The organism is Micropruina sp., assembly GCF_047607385.1.
GTDB lineage: Bacteria > Actinomycetota > Actinomycetes > Propionibacteriales > Propionibacteriaceae > Micropruina.
In genome coordinates this window covers 27,469-52,084 of record NZ_JASGDE010000036.1, presented here as the reverse complement: position 1 = coordinate 52,084, position 24,616 = coordinate 27,469, and the positions used below count along the sequence as shown (strand labels likewise).

Annotated in this window: 26 protein-coding genes and 1 tRNA gene; 17 read left to right on the top strand and 10 right to left on the bottom strand. The window is 69.5% G+C overall.

The genetic code is table 11. The features are described from left to right. Positions 1 to 58 precede the first annotated feature (58 nt). A complete protein-coding gene (locus QM582_RS03805; RefSeq protein ID WP_415081902.1) occupies positions 59 to 316 on the top strand; it encodes a helix-turn-helix domain-containing protein in 258 nt (85 codons plus the stop codon). Position 317: 1 nt separating this feature from the next. Further along, a complete protein-coding gene (locus QM582_RS03800; RefSeq protein ID WP_415081900.1) occupies positions 318 to 1,571 on the top strand; it encodes a type II toxin-antitoxin system HipA family toxin in 1,254 nt (417 codons plus the stop codon). A gap of 157 nt (positions 1,572 to 1,728) precedes the next feature. On the opposite strand, the gene QM582_RS03795 is transcribed toward QM582_RS03800, so the two are convergent. Beyond that, positions 1,729 to 2,091: a DUF3054 domain-containing protein gene (locus tag QM582_RS03795; RefSeq protein ID WP_415081898.1), complete on the bottom strand. Its 363-nt coding sequence runs from the start codon at positions 2,089 to 2,091 to the stop codon at positions 1,729 to 1,731. 24 nt (positions 2,092 to 2,115) lie between these two features. On the opposite strand from QM582_RS03795, the gene QM582_RS03790 reads away from it, so the two are divergent. Beyond that, on the top strand, positions 2,116 to 3,477 hold the full coding sequence (locus QM582_RS03790) for a proteasome accessory factor PafA2 family protein (protein WP_415081896.1): 1,362 nt from the start codon (positions 2,116 to 2,118) through the stop codon (positions 3,475 to 3,477). Positions 3,478 to 3,557: 80 nt separating this feature from the next. On the opposite strand, the gene QM582_RS03785 is transcribed toward QM582_RS03790, so the two are convergent. Next, on the bottom strand, positions 3,558 to 4,049 hold the full coding sequence (locus tag QM582_RS03785; RefSeq protein ID WP_415081894.1) for an acyl-CoA thioesterase: 492 nt from the start codon (positions 4,047 to 4,049) through the stop codon (positions 3,558 to 3,560). Positions 4,050 to 4,243: 194 nt separating this feature from the next. Here QM582_RS03785 and QM582_RS03780 point away from each other — a divergent pair, with 194 nt between their 5' ends. The 4 genes from QM582_RS03780 to der are packed head-to-tail and all read left to right on the top strand — an operon-like array spanning position 4,244 to position 7,530. Next, positions 4,244 to 4,426: a ubiquitin-like protein Pup gene (locus QM582_RS03780; RefSeq protein WP_415081892.1), complete on the top strand. Its 183-nt coding sequence runs from the start codon at positions 4,244 to 4,246 to the stop codon at positions 4,424 to 4,426. Next, complete coding sequence (locus tag QM582_RS03775) at positions 4,423 to 5,502, top strand: prephenate dehydrogenase (RefSeq protein ID WP_415081891.1); 1,080 nt, start codon at positions 4,423 to 4,425, stop codon at positions 5,500 to 5,502. The genes QM582_RS03780 and QM582_RS03775 overlap by 4 nt, the downstream gene beginning before the upstream one ends. A gap of 8 nt (positions 5,503 to 5,510) precedes the next feature. Next, positions 5,511 to 6,200, top strand: coding sequence for a (d)CMP kinase (cmk, locus tag QM582_RS03770; protein WP_415081890.1), 690 nt, complete (start codon positions 5,511 to 5,513; stop codon positions 6,198 to 6,200). Then, positions 6,193 to 7,530, top strand: coding sequence for a ribosome biogenesis GTPase Der (der, locus tag QM582_RS03765; RefSeq protein ID WP_415081888.1), 1,338 nt, complete (start codon positions 6,193 to 6,195; stop codon positions 7,528 to 7,530). The genes cmk and der overlap by 8 nt, the downstream gene beginning before the upstream one ends. A 145-nt stretch (positions 7,531 to 7,675) precedes the next feature. Here der and QM582_RS03760 read toward each other — a convergent pair whose 3' ends face one another. Next, positions 7,676 to 8,893: a glycerophosphoryl diester phosphodiesterase membrane domain-containing protein gene (locus QM582_RS03760; RefSeq protein WP_415081886.1), complete on the bottom strand. Its 1,218-nt coding sequence runs from the start codon at positions 8,891 to 8,893 to the stop codon at positions 7,676 to 7,678. A 121-nt stretch (positions 8,894 to 9,014) separates the two neighbouring features. Here QM582_RS03760 and QM582_RS03755 point away from each other — a divergent pair. From QM582_RS03755 to QM582_RS03735, 5 genes are all read left to right on the top strand, one after another. Further along, positions 9,015 to 9,088, top strand: a tRNA-Pro gene (locus QM582_RS03755). 75 nt (positions 9,089 to 9,163) lie between these two features. Next, on the top strand, positions 9,164 to 9,892 hold the full coding sequence (locus QM582_RS03750) for a group I intron-associated PD-(D/E)XK endonuclease (RefSeq protein ID WP_415081884.1): 729 nt from the start codon (positions 9,164 to 9,166) through the stop codon (positions 9,890 to 9,892). A 118-nt stretch (positions 9,893 to 10,010) separates the two neighbouring features. Then, positions 10,011 to 10,283, top strand: coding sequence for a DUF1778 domain-containing protein (locus QM582_RS03745; RefSeq protein ID WP_415081882.1), 273 nt, complete (start codon positions 10,011 to 10,013; stop codon positions 10,281 to 10,283). A gap of 581 nt (positions 10,284 to 10,864) precedes the next feature. Continuing rightward, positions 10,865 to 11,215, top strand: coding sequence for a hypothetical protein (locus QM582_RS03740; protein ID WP_415081880.1), 351 nt, complete (start codon positions 10,865 to 10,867; stop codon positions 11,213 to 11,215). 79 nt (positions 11,216 to 11,294) lie between these two features. Next, complete coding sequence (locus QM582_RS03735) at positions 11,295 to 13,469, top strand: glutamine synthetase III (protein WP_415081878.1); 2,175 nt, start codon at positions 11,295 to 11,297, stop codon at positions 13,467 to 13,469. A 155-nt stretch (positions 13,470 to 13,624) separates the two neighbouring features. On the opposite strand, the gene QM582_RS03730 is transcribed toward QM582_RS03735, so the two are convergent. The 5 genes from QM582_RS03730 to QM582_RS03710 form a co-directional block, all read right to left on the bottom strand. After that, positions 13,625 to 14,254: a signal peptidase I gene (locus QM582_RS03730; RefSeq protein WP_415081876.1), complete on the bottom strand. Its 630-nt coding sequence runs from the start codon at positions 14,252 to 14,254 to the stop codon at positions 13,625 to 13,627. Further along, positions 14,247 to 14,993, bottom strand: coding sequence for a hypothetical protein (locus QM582_RS03725; protein WP_415081875.1), 747 nt, complete (start codon positions 14,991 to 14,993; stop codon positions 14,247 to 14,249). Before QM582_RS03725 ends, QM582_RS03730 begins: the two co-directional genes overlap by 8 nt. 20 nt (positions 14,994 to 15,013) lie before the next feature. After that, positions 15,014 to 16,342 (bottom strand): RICIN domain-containing protein, encoded by a 1,329-nt coding sequence (locus QM582_RS03720; RefSeq protein ID WP_415081873.1) that lies wholly within the window; start codon positions 16,340 to 16,342, stop codon positions 15,014 to 15,016. Between the two features lies 1 nt (position 16,343). Continuing rightward, positions 16,344 to 16,919, bottom strand: coding sequence for a hypothetical protein (locus tag QM582_RS03715; RefSeq protein WP_415081871.1), 576 nt, complete (start codon positions 16,917 to 16,919; stop codon positions 16,344 to 16,346). A 110-nt stretch (positions 16,920 to 17,029) separates the two neighbouring features. Next, positions 17,030 to 17,638 carry an alternate-type signal peptide domain-containing protein gene (locus QM582_RS03710; RefSeq protein ID WP_415081870.1) on the bottom strand — a complete coding sequence of 203 codons (609 nt, stop codon included), beginning with the start codon at positions 17,636 to 17,638 and terminating at the stop codon, positions 17,030 to 17,032. Positions 17,639 to 17,857: 219 nt separating this feature from the next. Here QM582_RS03710 and QM582_RS03705 point away from each other — a divergent pair, with 219 nt between their 5' ends. After that, positions 17,858 to 20,584 carry a LuxR C-terminal-related transcriptional regulator gene (locus QM582_RS03705; RefSeq protein WP_415081869.1) on the top strand — a complete coding sequence of 909 codons (2,727 nt, stop codon included), beginning with the start codon at positions 17,858 to 17,860 and terminating at the stop codon, positions 20,582 to 20,584. An 85-nt stretch (positions 20,585 to 20,669) separates the two neighbouring features. After that, positions 20,670 to 21,041 (top strand): PH domain-containing protein, encoded by a 372-nt coding sequence (locus QM582_RS03700; protein ID WP_415081867.1) that lies wholly within the window; start codon positions 20,670 to 20,672, stop codon positions 21,039 to 21,041. 28 nt (positions 21,042 to 21,069) lie between these two features. Here the strand turns inward: QM582_RS03700 and QM582_RS03695 are convergent, their stop codons facing one another. Next, on the bottom strand, positions 21,070 to 21,792 hold the full coding sequence (locus QM582_RS03695; protein WP_415081865.1) for a VC0807 family protein: 723 nt from the start codon (positions 21,790 to 21,792) through the stop codon (positions 21,070 to 21,072). 39 nt (positions 21,793 to 21,831) lie between these two features. On the opposite strand from QM582_RS03695, the gene QM582_RS03690 reads away from it, so the two are divergent. Both QM582_RS03690 and QM582_RS03685 read left to right on the top strand, forming a co-directional pair. After that, the gene (locus QM582_RS03690) at positions 21,832 to 22,464 is read left to right on the top strand and encodes a TetR/AcrR family transcriptional regulator (protein ID WP_415081863.1); all 633 of its coding nucleotides are present in this window, start codon (positions 21,832 to 21,834) and stop codon (positions 22,462 to 22,464) included. A 129-nt stretch (positions 22,465 to 22,593) separates the two neighbouring features. Next, positions 22,594 to 23,049 (top strand): MarR family winged helix-turn-helix transcriptional regulator, encoded by a 456-nt coding sequence (locus QM582_RS03685; RefSeq protein ID WP_415081862.1) that lies wholly within the window; start codon positions 22,594 to 22,596, stop codon positions 23,047 to 23,049. Positions 23,050 to 23,063: 14 nt separating this feature from the next. Here QM582_RS03685 and QM582_RS03680 read toward each other — a convergent pair whose 3' ends face one another. Next, positions 23,064 to 23,759 carry a DUF4386 domain-containing protein gene (locus tag QM582_RS03680; protein WP_415081860.1) on the bottom strand — a complete coding sequence of 232 codons (696 nt, stop codon included), beginning with the start codon at positions 23,757 to 23,759 and terminating at the stop codon, positions 23,064 to 23,066. A gap of 161 nt (positions 23,760 to 23,920) precedes the next feature. On the opposite strand from QM582_RS03680, the gene QM582_RS03675 reads away from it, so the two are divergent. Next, positions 23,921 to 24,559 carry a TetR/AcrR family transcriptional regulator gene (locus QM582_RS03675; protein WP_415081858.1) on the top strand — a complete coding sequence of 213 codons (639 nt, stop codon included), beginning with the start codon at positions 23,921 to 23,923 and terminating at the stop codon, positions 24,557 to 24,559. Positions 24,560 to 24,616: the final 57 nt, after the last annotated feature.

The following is a 24,616-nucleotide window of genomic DNA, read 5'->3' as shown; positions in this document are numbered from 1 at the left end:
CGCCGAGAGCTTGTTACGGTACTAGAACATCTTCAGATGTACGCGTACGCTGCCATTCATGCAGCGCGGTTCACGGTCGACCCAGGATCTTGGAGCCAGGCTCCGGCTCCGGCGTGAGTCCATGGGCCTCACCCAGGGTGACGTGGCGGCCCGCGCCGGTGTCACTCGCCAGCTCGTGTCGCGCATCGAGCACGGGCACCCGAGGGCTGAGATCGGCGGGGTGATCGCCGTCGTCCGGGCGCTGGACGCGGAGGTCGTGCTGGCGGACGCCCCGGAGGCGCCCACCCCCGATCTCGACTCCTTCTTCGGACGCTGACATGGCTGCGCAGCGTCCCCATCGGCTGTTCGCGTTCCTCGATGGACGCCGCGCCGGCGTGTTCGTGCAGGATCCGCAACTCACCTTCGAGTACGACGCTGACTACCTGGCCGACCCTGGGGCCACGCCACTGTCGAGTGCGATGCCGCTGGCTGCCGGACGGTACCGGCAGCGGATCGTGCTTCCCTGGCTCGACGGGCTGCTACCTGACGATCAGGCCGTCCGCGACCGGTGGGCTGCCGGCTTCGGGGTCTCGGCGCGGAATCCGTTCGCGCTGCTCACTCGGATGGGACTGGACACGCCCGGAGCAGTCCAGCTGCATCTCGGTGAGACGCTGGACGAGCCGGTAGGGCAACTGGTGCCCCTCGATGAACGGGCGCTCGGAGATCGGTTGCGCGCACTCCGCACCGAGCCCGCGGCGTGGACCGTCGAGGGGGAGCGGTGGAGCCTGGGCGGTGCGCAGTCAAAGCTGGCTCTGCGCTGGGACGGCGGTTGGAACGAGGCGATCGGCGACGAGCCGACAACCCACATCCTCAAGCCGGGGGTGGCCGGTTTCCGAGCGCAGGGACTCAACGAGCACTTGACCATGACCGCCGCGCGAAGCCTCGGACTGCCGACGGCTGTCACCCAGTACGCGGAGTTCGATGGCGAGCCCGCCGTGATCGTGACCCGGTTCGACCGGCGGGAGCGCGCGGGCCGAATCGTGCGTGCGCATCAGGAAGATGCCTGCATGGCCCTGTCGGTCTCCCGCAATCGCAAGTACGAGCAGGACGGTGGCCCGGGCGCGGCCCAGATCATCGACCTGCTCCGGGGCACCAGTGATCCGGTGGACGGTCTGCACCGCTTCATCGATGCGCTGGCGTTCAACTATCTCGTGGGCGCCTCCGATGGGCACGCCAAGAACTACTCGATCCTGCTCGGTGGGCGTGGCTCGACGCTCGCTCCGCTGTACGACGTGGCGAGCAGCCTGCCCTACGACGCTGAGCCGGGCTCGGGTCTCCGAACGCTCGCGATGGCGATCGGCGGTGAGCGACGCTTCGGGCGGGTTCGACGTCCGCATTGGGATCGACTCGCCCGCCGAGCAGGCATCGACGCCGAACAGCTATGGCTGCGGGTGTCCGAACTGGCAGGACACCTGCCCGACGCACTCGCCTCCGCGATCGCGGCCACACCGCTGGCCGCTGCGAGCGATCTACCGGCGCGCTACCTGGATCGCCTCAGTCGATACCTGACCGAGGCGGGGTTCGAACGCTAAGCCCCAATCCACCGATCTGCGCCTACTGCGCGACCCCAGCTGGGCGCACTGGCGTCGCCGGCCCGCTCACCGTACGACCCGGTACGCCTTCGCGTTCCCGGCTTGCCATTGCACCCATCTGGTGCCGCTCGCTACGCCGCCCATCGGTGGATCGAGGCTAAGCCGTCGGCTTGCGGCTCAGCTGTCGCCGGGCCAGTAGCCGCCAGCCGAGCATGGTGACGGCGAGAAAGATCCCGGCCACCACGATGAAGCTGGGCTGGACGCCGCCGCCGGCGTTGGCGCGAATCCACATCCCGAAGACCAGAGTGCCGAGCCAGACCAGCACGCCGTTGAGCAGCCGTTCGGGCGGACGCTTCAGGCCGAGCAGCACCACCGTGCTGCCCAGCAGGGCCACGACGAACGGATAGGCGGTCACGGCGACCCCGACCGGGTCGAGGCCTTCGGCGTGGGAGAACCGTCCGACGGTGGCGAATACGAGCACCACAAGCAGATCGACACCCAGCGTCCACCACCACTTCATGGCCTCAACCCTACGATGAGGGGCATGCTGCTGGGCGCTGAGACCGAGTACGGCATCCTTGCGCCGAAACGGCCCGAGCTGCACCCCACCGTGCTCTCGGCGGCCGTCGTCGACGCGTATGCCGGACCGGGGACGCTGGCCAGGCCCGATCAGGGCGACCCGGTCCCGGTCGAGGACGCCCACAACCGCTTCCTCGGCAACGGCGCCCGGCTGTACGTCGACCACGCCCACCCCGAGTACTCGACGCCGGAGGTAACCGGTCCACGGGCCGCGTTGCTGGCCGACCTGGCCGGTGACGCCATCGTGGCCCGGGCCGCGGTCGCCGCCGGTGAGCGGCTCGGGACACCGGTGCGGGTGTTCAAGAACAACACCGACGGCAAGGGCGCCTCCTACGGCTACCACGAGAACTACCTGCTCAGCCGGGCGACGCCGTGGGAGCGGATCGTCGAGGGCTTCCTGGCCTTCGTGGTCACCCGGCTGGTGTTCACCGGCGCCGGACGGGTGGGCCTGGGGCAGTCCAGTGGGGCGCCGGGCTTCCAGCTGTCCCAGCGGGCCGACTTTTTCGAGGCGATCACCGGGTTGGAGACCACCACCCGGCGTCCGCTGGTGAACACCCGGGACGAACCGCACGCCGACCCGCGCCGCTGGCGCCGGCTGCACGTCATCGCCGGGGACGCCAATCGCTCCGAGACTGCGACCCTGCTCAAGCTGGGCACGGCGTCCGCGGTTCTGGCCGCGATCGATGCCGGTGCGCTGCGTCCGCCGATGCTGGCCGACCCGCTGGGAGCCGTCCGCACCGTCAGTCGCGACCTGACCTGCACCGCTCCGCTGGAACTCACCGACGGACGGCGGCTGACCGCCGTTGCTATCCAGCAGGAGTATCGATCTCAGGTGCAGGCTGCGGGTTCCGCCGATGCCGAGATCGTCGACGTGTGGGGATCGACTCTCGACCGGTTGGCGTCCGAACCGCTGGGCTGCGCCGAGCTGGACTGGGTGGCGAAGCTCAACCTGATGGAGAGCTTCAGGCGCCGCGATGGGCTGGACTGGGCGCACCCGCGGCTGGCGCAACTCGATCTCGCCTGGGCCGACCTGGACGACCGGGCCAGCCCCTACGCCGCGCTGGTTCGGGCCGGACGGATGCCCCGGCTCACCACGGACGCCGAGGTCGAGCGGGCCGTCGTTGAGCCGCCGGACGACACCCGCGCCCACCTGCGCGGCCGGCTGGTGGCCGAACGGACGTCCGACGTGCTGGGCATCGACTGGTCGTGGATCCTGCTGCAGACCCGAAGCGGACGCCGCCGGCTGCGGCTGGACGACCCGTTCGACGGCGCCGCCGACGCCGTGGCGCACGCCGGCGGCCTGGACGCCTTCATCGCGGGGCTCTGAATCGTCGCTGCCCGGGGAGGCGTGGCGGCTTGGGGCGGCTTCGCCCCAGGAGCCGTCGCCGGTCGAGAGAGGCGGTGGCCTCAGTCGCTCTGATCGCGTCCAGTGAGGCGTGCGGCTCGGCGTTGCTCGGCCTTCGCCCAGCGTTCCTTCTCCAGGTCGGTGCCCGGCTCGAACTGCGGAACCGGCATCGCCTTGCCCTGTTCGTCGAGGGCGACCATCACGAAGTAGCAGCTGGTGGTGTGCCGACGCACCCCGGTGAGGATGTCTTCTGCCTCCACCCGGATGCCGACCTCGATGGACGTCCGCCCGGTGTAGTTGACCGACGCCAGAAAGGTGACCAGCTCTCCGACATGCACCGCCCGGCGAAACCAGACGCCGTCGACGGCAGCGGTGACGCAGTAGTGCCGGGCGAATCGGCTGGCGCAGGAGTAGGCGACCTGGTCGAGCACCTTGAGCAAATGCCCGCCGTGCACCTTTCCGGAGAAGTTCGCCGTCTCCGGCGTCATCAGCACGGTCTGGGTGAGGGTGCGGGGCGTGGGTTCGTCCGACACGGGCACAGGTTCGTCCGACACGGGCCTAACTGTAGAGCCGGCGACCGGGTCGTGTTCAGGGTGCGGATCGGACCGATGGGGAACCGCCCCCACCTGGCGCCGGTTCCGGAGTGGGACGAAAAGAACCGTCCCCGGCGTCCCACGGGCCGGCAACGGGCCCTGCGGACGGCCGTCCGGCCGAGCGCGATAGGCTATCTCGTCGAACAGGAGGAACCATGGCCGAGCGCATCCAGCGTCAGCGCAGTACTGCGCGCGCCGAGGAGCCGCAGGTCGAGGTGACCCCGGCCGCCACGAAACCGGCGGTGGACTACGACGCCCTGCTCGATGAGATCGACTCGGTGCTCGAGAGCGATGCCGAGGAGTATGTGCGCTCCTTCGTGCAGAAGGGCGGCCAGTGAACGAACCAACCCTGACCCCAGCGGTGATGATCGGAACCGGGCTGGTCGGGGCGTCGGTCGGTGCCGCCCTGGTCAAGGCCGGCGTCGAGGTGCACCTGATCGACCGGCTGTCCTCGCATGCGAAGGTGGCGGCCTCTCGCGGCGCCGGCACCACCGACCCGATCGACCCGGCCAGCGTGCGGCTGGTCGTCGTCGCGGTGCCGCCGGCCATGCTGGCCGACGAGATCGCCGCGGCGCTGCAGACCTACTCGAAAGCCACCGTCACCGACGTCGGTTCGGTGAAGGGCACGGTGCTGGCCGATCTCCGGGGACGCGGCCTCAACCTGGCTCGCTACGTCGGCTCGCATCCGATGGCCGGTTCGCAACGGGTCGGTCCGCTGACCGCACGGGCCGACCTGTTCGTGGATCGCACCTGGGTGATCACGCCGCACGACACCTCGCGAGCGAAGGCGGTGCTCACCGTGCACGCGCTGGCCCGCAACTGCGGTGCCCGGATCGTCAGCATGGGCGCCACCCACCACGACGAGGCCGTGGCCCAGGTGTCCCACTTGCCGCAGCTGATGAGCAGCCTGACCGCGACCCGGCTCAACGACGTCCCGGAGGAGCACCTGCGGCTCGCCGGCCAGGGCGTCCGCGACGTGACCAGGGTGGCGGCGTCCGACCCGCGACTGTGGACACAGATCATCAGCGCCAACGCCGACGCGGTGCGCGCCGAACTCGAGGCCGTCCGGGACACCCTGGACGAGCTGCTCGACGGCTGGGGCGACGAGGACGCGCTGCGCCGCTTCCTGGCCGACGGACGCCGCGGGGTCCGTGAACTGCCCGGCAAGCACGGCACCGGCAAGACCGCCTATGCCGAGGTGATCGTCGCGATCCCGGACACCCCGGGTGCGCTGGCCAGGCTGTTCGCCGACGTCGAGGCCGCCGGGGTGAACGTCGAGGACATCCGGATCGACCACGACCCCGAACGCGAGGTCGGCTACCTCGCCGTCGGGGTCACCAAGGCCGCCCGGGCCGGGCTGGAAGAGGCCATGACCGAGGCCGGCTGGACGCTGCGCTATTCCGAGTCGCTGTGAGGAGAACCATGACGAAACCGCTCGTGATCGCCATCGACGGGGCCAGCGGCTCGGGCAAGTCGAGCACCGCCCGTGGGGTCGCCGACCGGCTCGGACTGGCCTACCTGGACACCGGCGCCATGTACCGGGCGGTCACCGTCGCCTACCTGGATTCCGGTGTCGACGGCACTGACCCCGACGCGGTGACCGACGCCGTCGTCCGTGCCGACATCGAGATCTCCACCGACCCGGCGCGGCCGTGGGTGCGGGTGAACGGCCGCGATGTCACCGACGAGATCCGCTCGCAGCGGATCTCCAGCAACGTCTCCACGGTGGCGGTCATCCCGGCCTGCCGAGAGAACCTGGTGGCCCGGCAGCGCGCCATCATCGAGGCCGCGCCGAACGGGATCGTCGCCGAGGGCCGCGATATCACCACCGTCGTCGCCCCGGACGCCGACGTCCGGCTGCTGCTCAGCGCCGATCCGGAGATCCGGATGGCCCGCCGCAAGCTGGACCACGGCGGCCAGATCGACGACGCCGCGCTGCGGGATCAGATCTTGCGCCGGGACGCCGACGACTCCACCCTGGTGAACTTCACCACCGCGGCGGACGGGGTGGTCAGCCTGGACGGCAGCCTGCTGTCCTTGGAGCAGGTCGTCGACGCCGTGATCGAACTGGCCGAACAGGCCCGAGCCGGAACGGAGGCCGGCAGTGAGTGAGCCGGAGCAGGAACTGATCAAGCCCGTGGTGGCTGTCGTCGGACGTCCCAACGTGGGCAAGTCGATGCTGGTCAACCGGATCATCGGACGCCGTGAGGCGGTCGTCCAGGACGTGCCGGGGGTGACCCGCGACCGGGTCTCCTACGACGCGACCTGGAGCGGACGCGAGTTCGTCATCGTCGACACCGGCGGCTGGGCGCCGGACGCCAAGGGGCTGGCTGCGCAGATCGCCGAGCAGGCCGAGCTGGCCATCGCGGCCGCCGACGCGGTGCTGTTCGTGGTGGACGCCTCGGTCGGCATCCAGGACGTCGACGAGGCGGTCGTGCAGGTGCTGCGACGCAGTCGCAAGCCGGTGGTGCTGGCCGCCAACAAGGTGGACGACGCCCGCAACGAGGCCGAGGCGGCGATGATGTGGAACCTGGGGTTGGGGGAGCCGCACCCGGTCTCGGCGCTGCACGGACGCGGTTCCGGCGACCTGCTCGACGCCCTGATGGCCGCACTGCCGGAGGCTCCTCGGGAGTCCGAGGCCGAGATCGGCGGTCCGCGCCGGGTGGCGATCGTGGGACGTCCCAACGTGGGCAAGTCGTCGCTGTTGAACAAGCTGGCCCACCAGCAGCGTTCGGTGGTCGACAACGTGGCCGGCACCACCGTCGACCCGGTCGACGAGCTGGTCGAGGTGGGTGGCATCGTCTACCGGTTCATCGACACCGCCGGGATCCGGCGGCGGGTGAAGGAGGCGTCCGGCCACGAGTACTACGCGTCGCTGCGCACCGCGTCCGCGATCGAACGGGCCGAGGTGTGCGTGGTGGTGATCGACGCGTCCGAACCGATCGCCGACCAGGACCTGCGGGTCATCACCATGGCCGAAGAGGCCGGCAAGGCGCTGGTGATCGCCTACAACAAGTGGGACCTGACCGACGAGGAGCGGCGCCGCTACCTGAACCGCGAGATCGAGCAGGACATCCAGGCGTTCTCCTGGGCGCCCTCGGTGAACATCTCGGCACTCACCGGACGCGGCGTCGACCGGCTGTCGAAGGCGATCGAGACCGCGCTGGAGGGCTGGGAGACCCGGGTCTCGACCGGCAAGCTGAACGCCTTCCTCGGACGCGTCACCGCGGCCCATCCGCATCCGGTGCGGGGCGGCAAGCAGTCCCGGATCCTGTTCGGCACCCAGGCGCACACCGCGCCGCCGACGTTCGCGCTGTTCACCTCGGGCCAACTCGACCCGGGCTACATCCGGTTCCTGCGGCGCCGGCTGCGCGAGGAGTTCGGTTTCGCCGGAACCCCGGTGCACATCGAGGTCCGAGCCCGGGAGAAGCGCAAGAAGTAGGGGACGCCGCAGACCATCGGTCGAGCTTGTCGTTGGTCGAGTTTGTCGAGACCCCTACAGGGGACGGAGCCCAATCGCTGGTCGAGCTTGTCGAGACCCTTCACCGAGGTCTCGCCACCCCCGACCAACGATCGTGATCGAAGCCTCAGCCCTGTCCCGGCCAGCGGTTCGGGTTCTGACCGTTCTGGTCGCCACCCTGCGGCGGGTAGGGCGGTCCGTACTGCTGCGGCCCCGGCTGGTTGGGATACCCGGGCTGCTGAGGCTGACCTGGGTAACCCTGCTGGGGTTGGCCCGGATAGCCCTGTTGAGGCTGGCCCTGCTGCGGGTACTGCTGCTGCCCCGGGTACTGCGGGTACTGCTGACCGGGGTACTGCTGCGGCTGTCCCGGGTAGCCGGGGCCCGGCTGAGCCCCGGGGTAGCCGAAGCCGGTCTGCTGCGGCATCTCCTTGCGCCGGACCTGATCGACGTACATGTACGTGGTGTACGCCTGCAGGAAAGGCGTGGTGAACAGCTGGATCGCCAGCTGCAGGATCATCGAGACCAACATCGCGGGAATGATCGCGAGCAGCATGGCCATCGACTGCGTCCGGCCGAACTCGGTCGGCAGCGACGACATCGCCGGCGCGATTCCTCCGGTCAGCGAACTGACGATCGCCGAGATCGCGCCGATCGCCAGGCTGGGCAGCAGCGCGTACCCGAAGGTGCGCCAGAACTCGCCCTTGGTGAGGGCGAACGAGCGCTTCATTCCGTCGATGCCGTTGCGCTGCTCGATCGCGACGATCGGCACCAGATACAGCAGCTTGGTCCACAGGAAGATCATCAGCGGGATGCTGAGCAGGAAAAGCACCAGGAGCATGCCGAACATCCCCAGCACGGCGTTCGAAATGTCCCGGCTGCTCTGGGCGCCACTGAAAATGGCGAACGTCGCGGCGACGATGATCAGCCAGATCGCGATGGTGGCACCCACGAAGATCGCGATCACCCCGATCATCCGCGGCAGGAAGCCCTTGGTGCGCGCCATCAGCCCACTGAAGTCGGGACGCTGGTCCTGGGCGATCTCGTAGGCGGCGAGCGACATCATGCCGTAGGTCTTCAGCTGCAGCAGGGCAGCGGCGAACATGCCCACGGCCAGCACGACGGTGCCGAGGATCGCCGTGCCGGTCGAGGCGGTGCTGTTGCCGGTGAGGGCGCCGCCGCCGGCCATCAGGGCGACGGCCAGGAAGACCAGCACCACCAGCAGGGACGGGGCCAGCACCAGCAGCAGGAACAGGCCGAGGCGGCGTTTGAGCGCCTCGAAGGCGCCGGCGAAGAGCCCGGAGATGTCCAGCGGGCTGGGGCGAAGCATGGGAGTGGGGCTGGTCACAAACAGCAGTCTAGAGCGACGGGTCTCACCGGAGCGGCTGGACGCGGGCCCGCTTTGAGCGCCACGGCTCGCACCGTGTAGGGTGATCCGGCGGGGTCGATGGGCCCCGACAACAGAAGAGCGGGCTGTGGCGCAGCTTGGTAGCGCACTACACTGGGGGTGTAGGGGTCGCAGGTTCAAATCCTGTCAGCCCGACCGTTGAACTGTGGTTCTGAAGGTCTTACGGATGGTCCCGTCCGGATATGGCGCAGCCTGGCTAAGGTTGGCGGCGTGCCTCAATCGCGCTCTTACTCTGATGAGCAACTGGTGGAAGCAGTCCGCTCCAGCCACTCGTGGCGTGGCGTGCTGCGTGGCCTCGGTCTGACCGCCACATCGTCGGCCGCAATACGTTCGGTGCGGCTACACGCAGTGGCTCTCGGGTGCGACCACAGCCACTTCAGAGGACAACGAAGCTGGAGCGAGAGCGAACTGCGTTCCGCCGTCGCTGTCGCGAGTTGCTGGCAGGACGTCGCGGACGCGCTCGGTCTTGTTGGTGGCTCAAGTCAATCAACGATTCGCGGGCACGCGGCCAGATTGGGGATCGATGTATCTCACCTCGCCCCGGTCGTCCGTGACCAGCTGAATGCGGACCTGTTCGTCCCCAAACTGGCGAATCTCGCGCGTTCTGGACCGATCATCGCAGCTGCGTGGTTCACGATGTGCGGACACAATGTGTCGTGGCCATTGGAGCCATGTCGGTACGATCTCCTGGCCGAGCGTGAGGGGGTCTTCAGCCGCATCCAGGTAAAGACGGCAACTGTCCGGACCGGGACTTCGTGGACGGTGTGGTTGTCAACGACGAGTAGCAGGCGGAAGCCCTATGACATCGACGAGATCGATGCGTTCTTTGTGATCGACGGCGACCTCGACTACTACCTGATTCCCCTTGCGGCTGTTGGAGGCCTGCATGCGATTCACCTGCGTGCCTACCACCAGTACCGCTGCCCGCCGATGTCGTGAGGCGGTTTCGGCGACCTCGTGCGAGTCGACATCGGGACAGTCAGCATGTCTGCTCGCGGCGGCTTGTCGCCAGCAGCGCCTGCCCGCACGATTGTCCGTACGTGATGGAGGCGGAGTCATGGCGGCAACGGCACGCTTGGAGTTCCGGGTCACCCCGGCAGGCCGGGCGATGATCGAGTGCGCCGCTCAGCTGACGGGCGAGCCGGTCACGGCATTCGCGCGCATGGCGGCAGAGGAGCGGGCCGAACGCGTCCTGCGGGAACACGAAGCGATCACCACGGTCCCGGCAGAGTTCTTCGACGAGTTGATAGCAGCGTTCGACGAGCCAGTGCAGAGAAGTCCGGCTCTCGCAGCTGCGGCTCGTCGGCGTACGACCGTCGTCCGCGACTGAGCGATTCCGATCCGAGCCGTTCGAGCCGGAGCGCCACGACGTCTCGGGATTCTCGTGTGGCGAGCAAGTCGGAGCACCTTCGCGGGCGAGGCCTGGGGGCTGTGTTGGTCGCCGAGTAGCTATCCGGCCAGGCGCCAGACCGTTAGTCGGTGACGAAAGACGGTGGTGGGGGCGTGACGGAGGTCAATCTCCTTGACTGCGCCCGGTCTGTGGGCCGTCTGTACAGAGACCAGGGGGAGCCATCCCGGCTCGTCAGGTGTCCGTAGGTCCTTTCCGACGGGGTGAATGTGGAGCTGGTGCAGGGATGAACCATGGCGAAGGGCCAGACGTCCCCCCCGCAACGTGCTGCACCGACACGATGGACACGTCCTTCTTTCCTGCACGGACCAAGTTCCGCAGGTGCCGCCCCAGTACGTCGCCCCGATCGTTCAATGACTCATTTGTTCAATCGATCTGAACGGCCTAGATGTTGAACGCGTCCGCAGGAGTTAGGGCACTGTTTCTGAATATCTGCAACACGCCGCGCATAGTTTCTGAAAGTCCGTCACCTCGGCGGGTGGTTTCTGCAGGAGTGGAACCTGATGGCCATCACCGTCCTACGGCTCGACTACCTGGCGGCGCTGACCCGTGCGACGAACCGCGGCGGCCCGGACGCGCTGCACCGCGTCCTCGACTTCGCGCAACGCTGGGTGTCCCGCGGCGACTGGTCCACTGTGGAGACAGGCCTCGCCTATGCGCACGCCACGAACGCACTCCTGGACGCCCGACGTGCCGAGGAGGACCGGCTGCATCTGGAGGTGCCGACCTGGAGTGCCATCGACCCGCCGGGTACCGCCTCAGCCCACCCGCTGGGCGAAGCGATCCCGGTCGGCCGAGCTGAACCTCCATGTCGCGCAGAGCAGCTTGCTGACCAGGGACGACACCACCGTTGACATGCGACCGACACACGGGCGAAACAACCTGCTCCTAGGGTCACCGAAGCGATTCCATACACGAAGGCGAGCCACATACATGACTGCGAACGACGTCCGCCAGGTTGCGATCACCGAGACGCTCAACCGGAAACCGGTGGAGACCGACGAGATCCTTCCGCTCTCCGACATGTGGGCGTGTGACGTCTTCGGGTTGGCCGCCATGGAGGAGGCGCTGTCGAAGAACGCCTTCAAGGCGATGAAGCGCACCGTCCAGACCGGTGAGCCGCTGGATCCGGCGACGGCCGACGTCGTCGCCGCGGCGATGAAGGACTGGGCGATGCGCAAGGGCGCCAAGTTCTTCTCGCACGTGTTCTACCCGTTGACGAACATCACCGCCGAGAAGCACGACGGCTTCATCATCACCAACTCCGACGGTCACGCGATCACCGAGTTCACCGGAAGCCTGCTGATCAAGGGCGAGCCGGACGGCTCGTCGTTCCCGAACGGCAGCCTTCGGATGACCAGCGCCGCACGCGGCTACACCGCGTGGGATCCGACCAGTCCGGCGTACATCAAGAACACCAAGAACGGTGCCACGCTGATGATCCCCAGCGTGTTCATGTCGTGGACCGGTGAGTCGCTGGACAAGAAGATCCCGCTGCTGCGCTCGAACGCCGCGATGGACCGGGCCGCTCGCAAGGTGCTCAGCCTGATGGGGGAGACCGACATCGCGCCGCTGAACTCCAGCTGTGGCGCCGAGCAGGAGTACTTCCTGGTCGACAAGAACTTCGCCGCCGCCCGTCCCGACCTGCTGCTGGCCGGACGCACCCTGTTCGGCGCGCCCCCGGCGAAGGGGCAGGAGTTCGACGACCACTACTTCGGGGCGATCCCCGACCGCGTCCAGGTCTTCATGCAGGACTTCGAGGACCAGCTGTACCGGCTCGGCATTCCAGCGAAGACGCACCACAACGAGGTCGCCCCTGCACAGTTCGAGGTCGCGCCGTACTTCGAGGCCGCGAACGTGGCCGCCGACCACCAGCAGTTGATGATGACCATCATGAAGGCCACCGCGTTGGAGCACGGCTTCGTGTGTCTGCTGCACGAGAAGCCGTTCGCCGGGATCAACGGGTCCGGCAAGCATGTGAACTGGTCGGTGGGCAACTCCACCCAGGGCAACCTGCTCGATCCGGGCAGCTCGCCGGCGGAGAACCTGCACTTCCTGGTCTTCTGCGGCGCCGTGATCCGTGGCATCCACCTCTTCGGTCCGCTGCTGCGCGCCGTCATCGCCACGGCGTCCAACGATCACCGGCTGGGCGCCAACGAGGCTCCGCCGGCGATCATGTCGGTGTACCTCGGCGACCAGCTCGAGGCCGTGTTCAACGACATCAAGGACGGCAAGGTGTCGGTCACCAGCGATGGCGGGATCATGGACCTGGGCCTGTCCCAGATCCTCCCGTTCACCCGTGACCCGGGCGACCGCAACCGCACCTCTCCGTTCGCCTTCACCGGCAACCGCTTCGAGTTCCGGGCCGTCGGCTCGTCCCAGTCGGTGTCCGGCCCGCTGGTCGCGATGAACACGATCCTGGCGGACTCGCTGGAGTGGATGGCCGGGCGGCTGGAGACCGAACTGGGCTCCGGCAAGGAGCTTCCTGAAGCGGTGGCCACCATCCTGCAGGAAGTGATGCAGGAGCACGGCAACGCCGTCTTCGGCGGCGACGGGTACTCCTCGGAGTGGCACGAACTGGCCGTGAAGGAGCGCGGGCTGCGCAACTTGCCGACCAGCGCCGAAGCGCTGCCGGTCTTCACCGAGCAGCCGGTGATCGACCTGTTCGCGTCCACCGGCGTGCTGTCGCCCCTGGAACTGAACAGCCGCTACGAGGTCTACGCCGAGCAGTACGTCAACTCGATCTCCGTCGAGGCCAAGCTCGTCATCGAGTTGGCCAAGACGGTGATCTACCCCGCCGCGCTCGCCTACCTGAAGGAACTGGGTTCGAACTACGAGGTCGCCGCCAAATTCGGAGTCGACCTCGACACGTCCACGGCGAGCACGATCGCCGCGGAAGCGAAGGCGCTGCTGGCGAGCGTCGTCGAGCTGGAAGCGGAACTCGGCAAGCACGACTTCGACAGCGTGGCCGCCCATCTGGAGCACTGCGCCAAGACCCTCCGCACCCTGATGGACGAGGCCCGCGTGCACGCCGACGCTCTGGAGCGCGAGGTCGCGGACAGCGCCTGGCCGCTGCCGAAGTACCGAGAGATGCTGTTCATCCGCTGACCGTACGGGTGCCGGCTCGTTCGAGCCTGTACCTCCCCGCGCTCGCCCAACTACGTGCCGCTCGCCGAACTCGGCGAGCGGTAAGTAGTTGGGCGAGCGCTGACTCCCGGGCGCGGTGCTGCGGGCCCACAGCGGGCGGTTGCCTGCGACGCGAATCAGCCGGCCGCGTCCCGCTTGGCGAAGCGATCCCGGGCGGCCGAGATGAACATCCACGCCGCGTAGAGCAGCAACCCCCCGACCACGACCGAGATCACGATCGTCCGCACGTCGCCGGTGAGCAGGGCGGCCACCCAGCCGAGATACGGGATGGCGTACCAGACGGTTCCTCTGACCTGCACCGGCGTCACCGGGGCCAGGTCGGGCTGCGCGTTGGCGTCCCCCTTGGTCATGAACACCGGTGAACCGTCGGCGAGCAGCATCCGCTGGGTGATCCGGTGGGTGACCAGGGTCGGCTCGCCGCTCCTCAGCTGATAGGTGAGCACCTTGCCGGGCACCAGGTCGGCGAGCTCGGTGGGCCGCACCACGATCAGGGTTCCGGCCGGCAGCACCGGCTCCATCGACGAGCTGCGGACGGTGAGCGCGACCGAGCCGGTGACTGCCGGCACCACGATCGCGGCCAGGCCGATGCCGAGGAACAGCACCAGCAGCGCGCCCATCACCCCGGTGCCGATCGCATTGAGCACGGCGCGCGAGCGAGCGGGCGGCGACGAGGGCCGCGCCGACGCCTGGTCGGGCTCGGACGGCTGCTCGGCGACGTCCGGGTCGGTGGACAGAGGTTCAGTCATCGTCGCTCCCGGGTGGCTTCAGCGTGGTGTCGCGGCGGCGCCAGGCCAGCGCGCAGAAGATGATTCCGGCCACCACGGACGCCGCGCCGAAGAGCCCGATCGGCAGCAGTGCGCCCGATCCGGTGGTGGGCAGCGTGTCGCCTCCGGGAGCGGTGGGCTGGCCGGGTGGCTCGGACGGCTCCTGGCACCGGCTGCCGGGCACCGCCGGCGCTGCCGCGGCGGTCTCGGTCAGCACGCCGCGGAGCCGGAAGCCGACGGTGCCGAGCATGCCGTGCTGCTTGTCGAGGGCCGGATCGACCCCGGCGGTGAGTTCGAGCCGCAGATCCTGGCCGGGCCGCAGCACCGTCCCACCGCCCAGCACCGTGCAGGTGCCGTTGCGGATGCCGGTCTCGATCGTCACCGGCGCCGACTCCTGTCGACCGGACTGGGCCAGCCGCAGCGAGAAGGCGGACGCCAGCGCGGGGTCGTCGGTGTACGGGTCGATAAGGTCGACGCGCAGCACGGCGTCCACCGTCGAGTTGTTCTTCACCCAGACCCGCTCGGTGTTGCGATCGCCGGGCACCACCCGGCCCACCCGGGTGAACAGCGGCAGCGTGCTGCCGGAGGTGAAATGGGTGCCGTCGCGGGAGACCAGCAACTCGTTGCGTGCCGCGGACGCCGGGACGATCGGGCCGCCGATCAGTGCGAAGGCGAGCAGCGAGCCCACGGCGACGGCACGCACCGGCTTCGTTCTCGGCATCGGATTCGGTGTCATCGGGGTCAGCCGATTCCCGCGACGGCGGTGACCGTGGTGTTGCTGCGCTTGAGCTGAATGCCGTTCCAGAGCACGTTGGACGAGTCGTCGATGATCCGGTAGATGCTGGTGGTGCTGTTCGGAATGTTGGTGTTGTTCAGCGCGAAGCTGACGCTTTCCGCATTGCCCGCGATGTCCGCGATGTTGGTCACGCTGGTGCAGGCAGTCGTGGTGCAGCGCTGCAGGGTGCCGGCGGGCATGGTTCCTCCACCGAAGGTGAGTGTGACCGTCGTGCTGGAGGTGGTCAGGGTCAGCGCCTCGCGTTGGAACCGCAGTTGCGTGGCGGTGGAGTCACAGGCTGCCGTGGTGGCGCGCGCCGAACTGGTCGGCAGGCTCAGGCACAGGCCGGTGGCGGCGCTGATCAGCTGGAACCGGTTCGCGTCGATCTGCTGCACGTACCACTGCTGGGCGGCGGTGGAGGTCGCCGCGGTCTGGATGATCGCGTTCGTGCCGCTGTAGGTGAGCCGGGTGCTCATCGCGTGACGGGGCCGGATGGTAACCAGCGATTGATTGCTGCCGGAGACCGGGATGAACTCCCAGCGCTGGTTGGAACTGGCGTGACAGCCGAACCCGATCAGGCCGCCGCCCGCGCCGCCGCTGTTGCTGACGTCGAGGCAGTAGTTGGTGTTCGCGTTGGCGCGCACGGTGAACCAGCGGGACAGCGTGGCGTTGAAGAAGCTGCTGGTGAGCGGGTACATGCCGGCGGTCTGCTGGACGTGGGTGGCGCTGGTCGCGGTCGCCACCCAGCCGCCGGCACTGAGCGAGACTTTGATCACCGGGTTCGCTTGCCGTGCCCCGCCGGTGGTGGCCAGTGCTTTCCAGTCGGTGATGGTGGTGCGGACGCAGTAGCTGATCGATGCGCCGGCGGCCAGCGTCGGCGTCAGGTCCGGCGGATCGGCCCAGGTGCCGCTGAGCGCCGAACCCGGCGGGTTCGTCGCGGTGCAGGCGGCGGCCGTGGTCGGCCACACCCGGATCGGCAGGCCGCTCGCCCACGACTCCGGCGCCGCGATGGTCACCGTGGCGGTGCCGTTGACGCTGCCCGTGTTGGTCACCGTGAAGCTGCCGGTGTCGGTCAGGTCGCTGGGCAGGTACTTCGCCCCCATTCCGGCGAAGCCGGCCTGGCTGACCGCGACGGACAGGGTGCTGAGTGACCCGGTGGCGGTGGCGCTCGCGGTGAAGTACGCCCAGGCCGCGGTGCCCCCGGTGGCCAGCACGAACGCGGTCACTCCGGCGACCAGCGCGAACCGATACCGGGCGAGCTGAGATCGGAGGCTGCCTGCGGGTCGGCCGGCCATCTCAGTTCGCCTTCTGGGTTGCATTGACGGTCATGGTGAAGCCGAGGCCCTGCCCGCTCAGGGTGCCCGGGGTGTTCGCCGCGAGAGCGATCTCGAAGCAGTACCAGCGCACCGCCCCCGGGGCGAGCGTCCCGCCGCCGAGCGTCGCCGCGTAACCGTCCAGCACCGCCGGTGTGCCGGCCAGTCCGGTGGCGCAAGCGGACGCGTTCGCCACCGGGGTGATCCGGATCCGGGTGTAGGCGGTGATCTGCGGGGTGCTGGTCGCCTCGATCTCGGCGTCCAGGGACGCCGGCGCGTCACCGGTGTTCCGGACGCTGAACGCCTTGGCGACCGGGGTGTTCGGTGATGCCGCGAAGTTGCCGAGCGAGGCCGAGCTGGCGCCGTTGAGCTGTAATCCCAGTGTGCCCGCGGTGAGCGTCGCCCCGGACGCGTTCGTGGTGGAGCTGAGCAGGGCGTAGGTGGCCCCGGCGCCGCTGAGGCCGACCAGCACGGCGACGCTCGCGGCCAGGGTCGCCTGAGCGAGCGCGCGCAGCCGCCGGCCGTGCCGGCGATCGCGTGGCTCGCTGATCCGTGTCATGGGGGCTCCGTGTTCAGGCGCGGACGATCGCGCATGGCCGGGTCGACGGGCGCCGTGCGGCGGCGCCGATGGGGCCGGGGCGGGGGAGTCCACCCGCCCCGGCTACGGCATTACGGGATGGTGATGCTGCCGTCGACCTGGGTGACGGTGAGAGCGAAATTCGACAGGTTGACCGCACCCGTCTTCGCCGGATTGTCCTGAGCGGGCGAGCCGGCCGCGCCAAAGGGCCAGGTGATGGTGGCGGTGATGGTGGCCGTGTAGTTGCCGCTGGCATTGTTCTTGTGCTCGAAGGTGTCGCCGCCGGTCCCGACCGGCGTGGCGCCGGTCACCGCGAAGACGGCGGAGTTGGCGAGCCGTCCGGCCAGCGCCGCGTCCGCCGCGTTGCCGCCGGCCGCCGCGATCGAGCCGCCCGCCAGGCCGACCTGGAAGCGCAGGTTCTGACCCCGAGCGGTGATGGTCGCCGGAACGGTGTAGGTGAGCACGTCACCGGGCACGACCCGGACGACATTGATATCGGGGACGGCGGTCATAGCACCGCTGGTGTGCTGGATGTTCCAGGCCGGGGTGCCGTTGGCCACGACGGTCAGCGTGCCCGCGGTGATGGTGTTGGAGCCACCAAGGTTCGCGCTGTCGTTCCAGTAGGCGAGGGTGCTGCCTCCGCCGAGCAGCAGAACGACGGCTACACCGGACGCAATGACGCCCTTGGTCGTCTTCTTCACGTTGGTCTCTCTATCTGTTGGGGGTGTGGAGAAATCCGTGAGCACGGCAGCGTGAGGTGACACTGGGTGAAAACCGGCAGTTCACTCATCGCGGCTCGAATGCGATACTGAAGGTACCTACAGTCGGGGTGGGCAGGGTGCGGTTGGGCCCGAACCTTCCCCCAAATATTCCCCCCAGTAACCACGGGCTGGACACCACCCCCTCCTGAGAGTCGCCCCATGCTCAGTACATATGACGATGCCGTCGTGGCACGATCGGCCACTTTCGACGGCGGCGAAGCGCACCTTCCCGTCCGGGCCCTGCTGCTGGAGCGGCTCGGCGAGGCCACCGGCGCGCACCGATTGACGGTGCTCTGCGCGCCCTCCGGGTACGGCAAGACCGCAACGGTGACTGCCTGGCTGGGCGACGGCAGCGACCCCCGGCGCCAGGTCCGCTGGGTGCGCGGCGCGCGCTGCGCCGCCGACGCGATCTGGCACTCGATCGCGGAGGAACTGGCGCCGTTCTCCCGCAACCCGGCGGCACCGGGCGATGATCCGGTGCGCGCGGCGATGCGGGCGGCGGCCGCGATCACCTCTCCGGTCACCCTGGTGCTCGACGACTACCACCACGCGACCAGCCCGGAGAACGACACCGCCATCGCCGAGTTGGCTGCGGCGTCCGGACAGTTGCGGCTGGTCGTGGCCGGTCGGAGGATCACCCTGCTCGACAGCCACCTGGTCAGGGCGAAGGTCCGGGTGCTTCGGATCGGCCCGGGGGAACTGCTGCTCGGCCCCGACGAGGCCCGGCGTTTCGCCGCCTCGCGCGGCGTCCCGCGGAGCAACCGCTTGGACGCCGCCCTGGAGCAGGCCGACGGCTGGCCGCTGGCGATCGCGGCCGCACTCGACCTCGGCTCCGACGAGCTGTCCCTCGGCGCCCAGCAGGGGCGGGCGCGGCCCGGGTCCGCCGCCTCGCGCGATGTCGATCCGGTTGCCAACCTCACCTCGTTCGCGCTCGCCTCGCTCGAGGTCCTCGCCCCACCGGCGCGGCATGTGCTTCTCGCCGCGGCCCAGCTCGACGCGATCGGCGTCACTCAGCTCGGCCGGCTGCTGGAGGCCGGTCCGGACGCGGCGCTGGGCACCGCCCGGCAGCTGGTCGAGGCCGGCCTGCTGGTGCGGCCGTCCGGGTCGCACACCGCGGAGTTCCGCTGCCACCGGTCGGTGCGGGCCGCACTGCACGAAATAGCCGCGCGTGCGATGGACGCCGCCGAACGCGCCCGGCTGTACCGGGACCGGGCCGCGGAGCTGGAGTACACCGACCCGTTCTCCGCTTTCCGGCTGTACTGCGCAGCGGGCCGCTACGACGCGGCCGAACTCGTGCTCGGGCGCGACTTCGCGGTGATCACCGCCGAACCGGACGCCCGCGCCCAGCTGCTGCGCGCCGTCCCGGAGGAGGCGTTGCTCGCACACCCGACGATCACCTTCGCCCTGATCTTCCTGGAGCTGCCGCAGGTCGATGTGTCCGTGGAGCGGATCCTGCACCTGGTCAGGATCTGGGCGCGGGGGCTGGAGGACCAGCTGCCGCAGGGCATCGCGACCCCGCCCGGCCCGCTGCACTTTCCGCTGCTCTGCCAGGCGATGGCGGTGGCGAGGCTGCTCGAAGGCCCCGAGGCTTCCCTCGCGATCCTGCGGCACATCGAGGGCCTGCTCACCCCGAGCCAGGTCGACGACGACCCCACGGCGGCGCCCGAGCATGCTCCGGTCGCCGGCGCGCCCGTCTTCAGCGGCTTCCTGCCCGCCTACTTCCACTTCGCGGCCACCACCGCGATCATGGCCGGCGACCTGGACTGCGCCCGACGCAACCTGAATCGGCTGCGGCGCCGCTCCGAGCGGATGATCGCCGGCTCGGCCGGAGGCGCCGCGGTCGGGTCGGCCGGCTCCACCCTGGACGCCGGGCACTGCTGGCTGTTGGTCGCGTTCGGCGGACTCGCATTCACCGAGCTGCTGGAAGGCGACATGCGCAGCTGCGCGGCCGCACTCGCGGAGATGGACGCGATCGTCGAGCGCGCCGGCGCGGTCGCTCCGAGCATCTCCTGGGCGGGTGCCGAGGTCGCCCGGGCGCATCTGTCGTACGAGTTGGACGACCATGCCCAGCTCAGACGCGCGAACGCCAGGCTCGAGCCCCTCGGCCCCCACCTCGAGTACTGGCCGCTGCTGGTCGTCGCGCAGGCTGCCTGGATCCGGCAGGTCCGCGGTACTTGCGCAGCGCTGGCGCACCTGCGGGCCGGCGTCGCGGAAATCCCCGACGTGCCGCGGTCGACCCGCGGCTGGTCGGAGTACCTCCTCGGCTACGAGATCATGCTCTGCACGTCGCTCGGAGACCTGCCGACCGCGGCGGCGCTGGTGGCGTCCGCTCCCAACGACAGCCCGCGGATGCGGCTGGAGCGGGCCCGCATCGCGCTCTTCTCGTGCGACGACGTGGAAGCACTCCTGACGGCACAGCAGGTGGCGCTTCCCGGCACCACGACGCGACAGCGGCTCGACCGGCTGCTGATCAGCGCGGTCGCGGCCTGGAACTGTGGACGGCGTGACGACGCCTTCCTGATGCTGCGCGAGGCGGCGGAGCTGCTGGAGCGCCACCAGCTGCCGTCCTCCCTGCAGAACGTGCCCTACCGGGCGCTGCGCGGCCTCGCGGTCGCGGCCCGCGAGGCCGGCGTCTGTGACCTCGTCGGCCTGGTGGACGAGGTGCCCGAATCGGCGCGGGCCAAGCGCTACGAGCGGCTCACCGAGATGGAGCTGCGCACCCTGCGGACGATCGCGAGGCACCGCAGCGCGAACAACGCCGCGACCGAGCTCTTCGTCACGCCCGGTACCGTGAAGAAGCACCTCGCCTCGGTGTACCGCAAGCTCGGAGTGAGCGGCCGCGACGAGGCCATCCTGCAGGCCGGCCGGATGGGCATCCTGGGGTAGACCGAGTCTCCTCGGACGCCTACCTGTCCTATAGCTCCGGCGGCAACCTCAGACAGTGCTGCCGGCCAATCGAAGGGAATCACCCATGGAAACCACCCCCATCCTGGCTTGGACGCTGGTGAGCGAGTGTCCGATCCCCGCGGATGTGCAGCAGTTGTTGGTGCAGGGCGAGCAGGCTGTCGCCGCCTACCGCACCTTCCGCGACATCGCCATCTTCACGAACATGCGACTGGTCGTCCGGGATGCGCAGGGGATGTCGGGGAAGAAGGTCGAGATCTACTCGCTGCCGTACTCGCGGATCGACATGTGGTCGTCGGAGAACGCCGGCACCTTGGACTGGAACTCGGAGCTCGAAATGTGGACGCGGGCGGGCCACATCAAGGTGAAGCTCGGCAAGGGCATCGACGTCCGACGACTCGACAGCCTGATCGCTCATATGGTCCTGCACAGCCGCTGACCGATGCTGTGTCGGCGTGCTCGCGGAGTCAGCGGCGTCTGCCACGATGCTGCGGCAGCAGCATGTCGAGCGCCGGCGTCCGCCGCGCCGCCCGGGTGATGTACACGGCGTTCCAGATGAACAGGCCGGCCATGGTCGCGATCATCAGCGCGGTGGACAGGCCGACCATCACGTCGACGGGGAGCAGGAAGACCAGCGGCACCCGCACCGCAGACTCACCCAGCATGCCCAGGCCCCAGCCAGCGGTGCTGACCCGGAAGGCCCGGCGAACCTGCGGATCGTCGCGGTAGAGCGCGGTGATCCTGGCGGCCCGATCGGGCCGCCAGTGCTGGGTCGCGGCCAGGGTCAGCGGAGTCCCGCCGAGCAGGCTGAGCAGGAACACCACGCCGATCAGCGCGGTGCCCACGGAGTCCCTCAGCAGCAGCACCCGGGGATCGCCGCCGGTCGCGGACAACGCCGCGCCGGCGCCGAAGGCGGCCAGCATGATGGCCGAGAACCAGGTGACGTGCCGGTGCCTCACCGCCTCCCAGAGCAGTCGGAGGCCGGCCGCGCCGGTGGCCGCGATCAGGGCCGTGCGATCCGACGCGCCGTAGGCGTGCAGGCCGTAGTAGCTGATCAGCGGTAGCCCGATGTCGGCGGCCAGGGCGGCCCGCCATCGCCGTGGCCGGCGGGCGGTCGGCGGCTCGATCTTCGTGGTCGCCTTCGACGGGCAGCCCGTTGCGGACGTGTCGCGCCGGTCGATGGTGTACATGGCACCGTTATATAACGCCGTTGTGCTAAGGTCAACGGCATGAGTCCCCGAGTAGCCGACCCTGGCGTCCGATCGGCCCTGATCGCGGCCGCGACCCGGCTGCTCGCCGACGGCGGCCCCGGAGAACTCAGCGCCCGCCGGCTAGCCGCAGAGATCGGCGCGTCGACGATGCGGATCTACACCCATTTCGCGAACATGGACGACCTGCACGCCGCGGTGCGCCGGGAGGGTTTCGCCCGTCTCGCTGCCGCCGTCCAGGACGCCGGTGGCAGCGACGACCCGGTCGCCGACCTCGGTGCCGCGGGTGTCGCCTATCTCGATGCGGCGCGCGCCGAGCCCGGGCTGTACCGGGCGATGTTCAACCATCGGCCCCCGCCCGGGGACGATGCCGGCCGGCCGCTGTTCGACCTGCTGGCGGGCGCCGTTCGGCGCTGCGTCGACGGGGGTCGCTTCGGCGCCGATCCGGCCCGGATCTCGGCGTGGGCGGGTGAACTGTGGGCCGCCCTGCATGGTCTGGTGACCCTGGCGCTGGCCGGCATGCTGGCCCCCGAAGCGCTCGACTTCCTGTTCGCCGACAGCCTGCGTCGCTTCGCGATCGGCTTCGGCGACGATCCCGAGGCGGCCCGCCGATCCATCGACGGTGCCGCGGCGCTCACCCGACGATCGCGGTAGATGTCCTTGTCGTCGGAGTTTCCTGGGGATTCTCCGTTCCGGCTGAGAGCCGCCGGTGGGCGTCCTAGGGTGGGTTTCGTCGACCTACTCGAAGCAGCGTCCGGTCGGCTTCGGTGAGAAGGAGTCCGGATGAGCGTCGATCTCAGCGAGAGCGACCTCGCCGCCTACTTCGCGTTGCGCCGGGCGGCCGATCGATTGCAGCGGACGCTGGAACGGCAGCTGCGTGAGCACGGTCTCAGCGAGGTGCAGTTCGCCATCCTTGCCCGGCTGGCCGAGGGGCTGTCCGGCATCGGGATGACCGCGCTGGCCAACGATCTCGTGGTGACCAAAGGCGGCCTGACCTATCAGGCGCGCCAGCTCGAAGGCCGCGGCCTGGTGGCGCGCAGCGGGAGCGCCCACGACGAGCGGGCCGTGCTGATCCGCCTCACCGACGAAGGCGTCCGGCTGCTCGACGCGGTGATGCCCCGGCACGTCGAACTCCTCCGGGAGCTGTTCATCGACCGGGTGAGTCCGTCCGACCTGCTGGTGATGCGGGCCGCGCTGGAGCGGGTGGCGACTCCGGAGGCGACCATCGCCGAGTGCTGATCGGTGCGGCCGGGTCAGGGGCCGGTCGCGAGCAGGGTCACCCCGGTGACCATCAGCCACAACGACCAGGCCAGGTAGGCGAAGGGGACGACGGCGCCGGCGAGTCGCCAGCCGTGCTCCTCGAACGGCCCGACGAACTCCAGCGCGCACAGGGCCAGCACCCCGCCGACCGCGATGCCGGCGATCCCAACCCATCCGGGGAGGGGGCCGGAGCTGACCACCGCGACGCCGACCAGCACCGTCCAGGCGCCGGTGAGCAGGTAGCCGAGATGCTCGCCGACCGCGACGCCCAGGTAGCGGTGGAACGCCTGGAAGACGATGTCGATCGCCTCCCGGCGGGCCGGCGAGGCGTCCGGGTCGGCGTCCTCGCGGGCCAGCAGCGGAACCAGGAACGGCCACCGCATCAGTCCCAGGAATTGCACCAGCGCGGCGAGCAGCCCGATGGCCGTGGCCGTGCCGGTCAGCGCCGGTGCGGCTCCCGGGAGTGCCGCGGACAGCAGCACCACCGTCGGCGCGAGCAGGACCGCGGTCATCGCGAAGGCCCACCAGAGCAGCACCAGGGAAGCGCCGCCGGCACGGAATCGAGCCAGAATCTCCGCAGTCGGGCGGCGGAGGATGCCGGGATAGTCGAATCGCGCCCCGAGTGCCGCGAAGGCCGCGTTGAAGGCGAGCGGAAGCACGATGAGCAGGACGCCGGTGGCGGTGATCACGACACCTCCCGGGCGGCCGCGTCCGGGCTGGTCGACCTGGATGGATGGGCGATGTGGCCGGCTGATCGACGCATGGAGGCCTCCTGGAGCAGTTCTGCGTACGAAGTACGCTATAAGCTAGAGTACTTTGTACGCAAGGCTTCGTCGAAGGGGGAACGGACGTGACGGTGGACCGATCGCGGACGCGGCGCCGGCGCAACAGCCTGAACCTCGACGAGATCCTCGATGCCGCCGAGCGGGTCGCCGCCGACGGCATCGAGTCGCTGACGATCCGTGCCGTCGCCGAGCAGCTCGGCGCCTCGCCGATGGGTCTGTATCGGCATGTCGCGGGCAAGGACGAGCTGATCGACCTGCTGCTCGATCGGGTGCTCGGCCGGATGCCCACCGTCCCCGAGACGGCCGATCCGCTGCACGATCTGGCCTGCTTCGCGCGGACGCACCGAGACCTGCTGGCCGATCACCCCTGGGCGGTGCCGGCCCTGGTGGCCCGGGCCGCTCCCGGACCCAACGCCGTCCCGATCGGCGAGCAGTGCCTGAACATCCTGGCCCGGGCCGGCGTCCAGGGTGGTGAGGCGGTGGCGGTCTTCAGCGGCGTCCTGGCGCTCAACTACGGCTGGATGTCGTTCGCCCTCGGACGCCGGCGTCCGGAGGCGTCGGCCAGCCTGGCCCGGATCGAGGCGGGGCCCCGCGGCGACTTCCCCCGGACGGCAGCGGCCGGGCCCGAGCTGGCGCAGTTCGGCTCCGACCGCCACTACGACGTGGTGCTGGCCCGGCTGTGTGGACTGCCTGGCTCTGCCTGACTGTCGGTGTGGTGATGGCGGTGTGGTGCTGGCCGGGCTGTGGTTGGCGGTGTGGTG

Excerpts from the sequence above, each read along its gene's own strand:
- QM582_RS03705 (WP_415081869.1), top strand. The coding sequence starts at position 17,858 with ATGCTCAGTACATATGACGATGCCGTCGTGGCACGATCGGCCACTTTC.
- QM582_RS03735 (WP_415081878.1), top strand. The coding sequence starts at position 11,295 with ATGACTGCGAACGACGTCCGCCAGGTTGCGATCACCGAGACGCTCAAC.
- cmk (WP_415081890.1), top strand. The coding sequence starts at position 5,511 with ATGACGAAACCGCTCGTGATCGCCATCGACGGGGCCAGCGGCTCGGGC.
- QM582_RS03780 (WP_415081892.1), top strand. The coding sequence starts at position 4,244 with ATGGCCGAGCGCATCCAGCGTCAGCGCAGTACTGCGCGCGCCGAGGAG.
- QM582_RS03790 (WP_415081896.1), top strand. The coding sequence starts at position 2,116 with ATGCTGCTGGGCGCTGAGACCGAGTACGGCATCCTTGCGCCGAAACGG.
- QM582_RS03690 (WP_415081863.1), top strand. The coding sequence starts at position 21,832 with ATGAGTCCCCGAGTAGCCGACCCTGGCGTCCGATCGGCCCTGATCGCG.
- QM582_RS03695 (WP_415081865.1), bottom strand. The coding sequence starts at position 21,792 with ATGTACACCATCGACCGGCGCGACACGTCCGCAACGGGCTGCCCGTCG.
- QM582_RS03725 (WP_415081875.1), bottom strand. The coding sequence starts at position 14,993 with ATGCCGAGAACGAAGCCGGTGCGTGCCGTCGCCGTGGGCTCGCTGCTC.
- QM582_RS03720 (WP_415081873.1), bottom strand. The coding sequence starts at position 16,342 with ATGGCCGGCCGACCCGCAGGCAGCCTCCGATCTCAGCTCGCCCGGTAT.
- QM582_RS03685 (WP_415081862.1), top strand. The coding sequence starts at position 22,594 with ATGAGCGTCGATCTCAGCGAGAGCGACCTCGCCGCCTACTTCGCGTTG.
- QM582_RS03800 (WP_415081900.1), top strand. The coding sequence starts at position 318 with ATGGCTGCGCAGCGTCCCCATCGGCTGTTCGCGTTCCTCGATGGACGC.
- QM582_RS03805 (WP_415081902.1), top strand. The coding sequence starts at position 59 with ATGCAGCGCGGTTCACGGTCGACCCAGGATCTTGGAGCCAGGCTCCGG.
- QM582_RS03795 (WP_415081898.1), bottom strand. The coding sequence starts at position 2,091 with ATGAAGTGGTGGTGGACGCTGGGTGTCGATCTGCTTGTGGTGCTCGTA.
- QM582_RS03745 (WP_415081882.1), top strand. The coding sequence starts at position 10,011 with ATGGCGGCAACGGCACGCTTGGAGTTCCGGGTCACCCCGGCAGGCCGG.
- QM582_RS03740 (WP_415081880.1), top strand. The coding sequence starts at position 10,865 with ATGGCCATCACCGTCCTACGGCTCGACTACCTGGCGGCGCTGACCCGT.
- QM582_RS03715 (WP_415081871.1), bottom strand. The coding sequence starts at position 16,919 with ATGACACGGATCAGCGAGCCACGCGATCGCCGGCACGGCCGGCGGCTG.
- QM582_RS03700 (WP_415081867.1), top strand. The coding sequence starts at position 20,670 with ATGGAAACCACCCCCATCCTGGCTTGGACGCTGGTGAGCGAGTGTCCG.
- QM582_RS03730 (WP_415081876.1), bottom strand. The coding sequence starts at position 14,254 with ATGACTGAACCTCTGTCCACCGACCCGGACGTCGCCGAGCAGCCGTCC.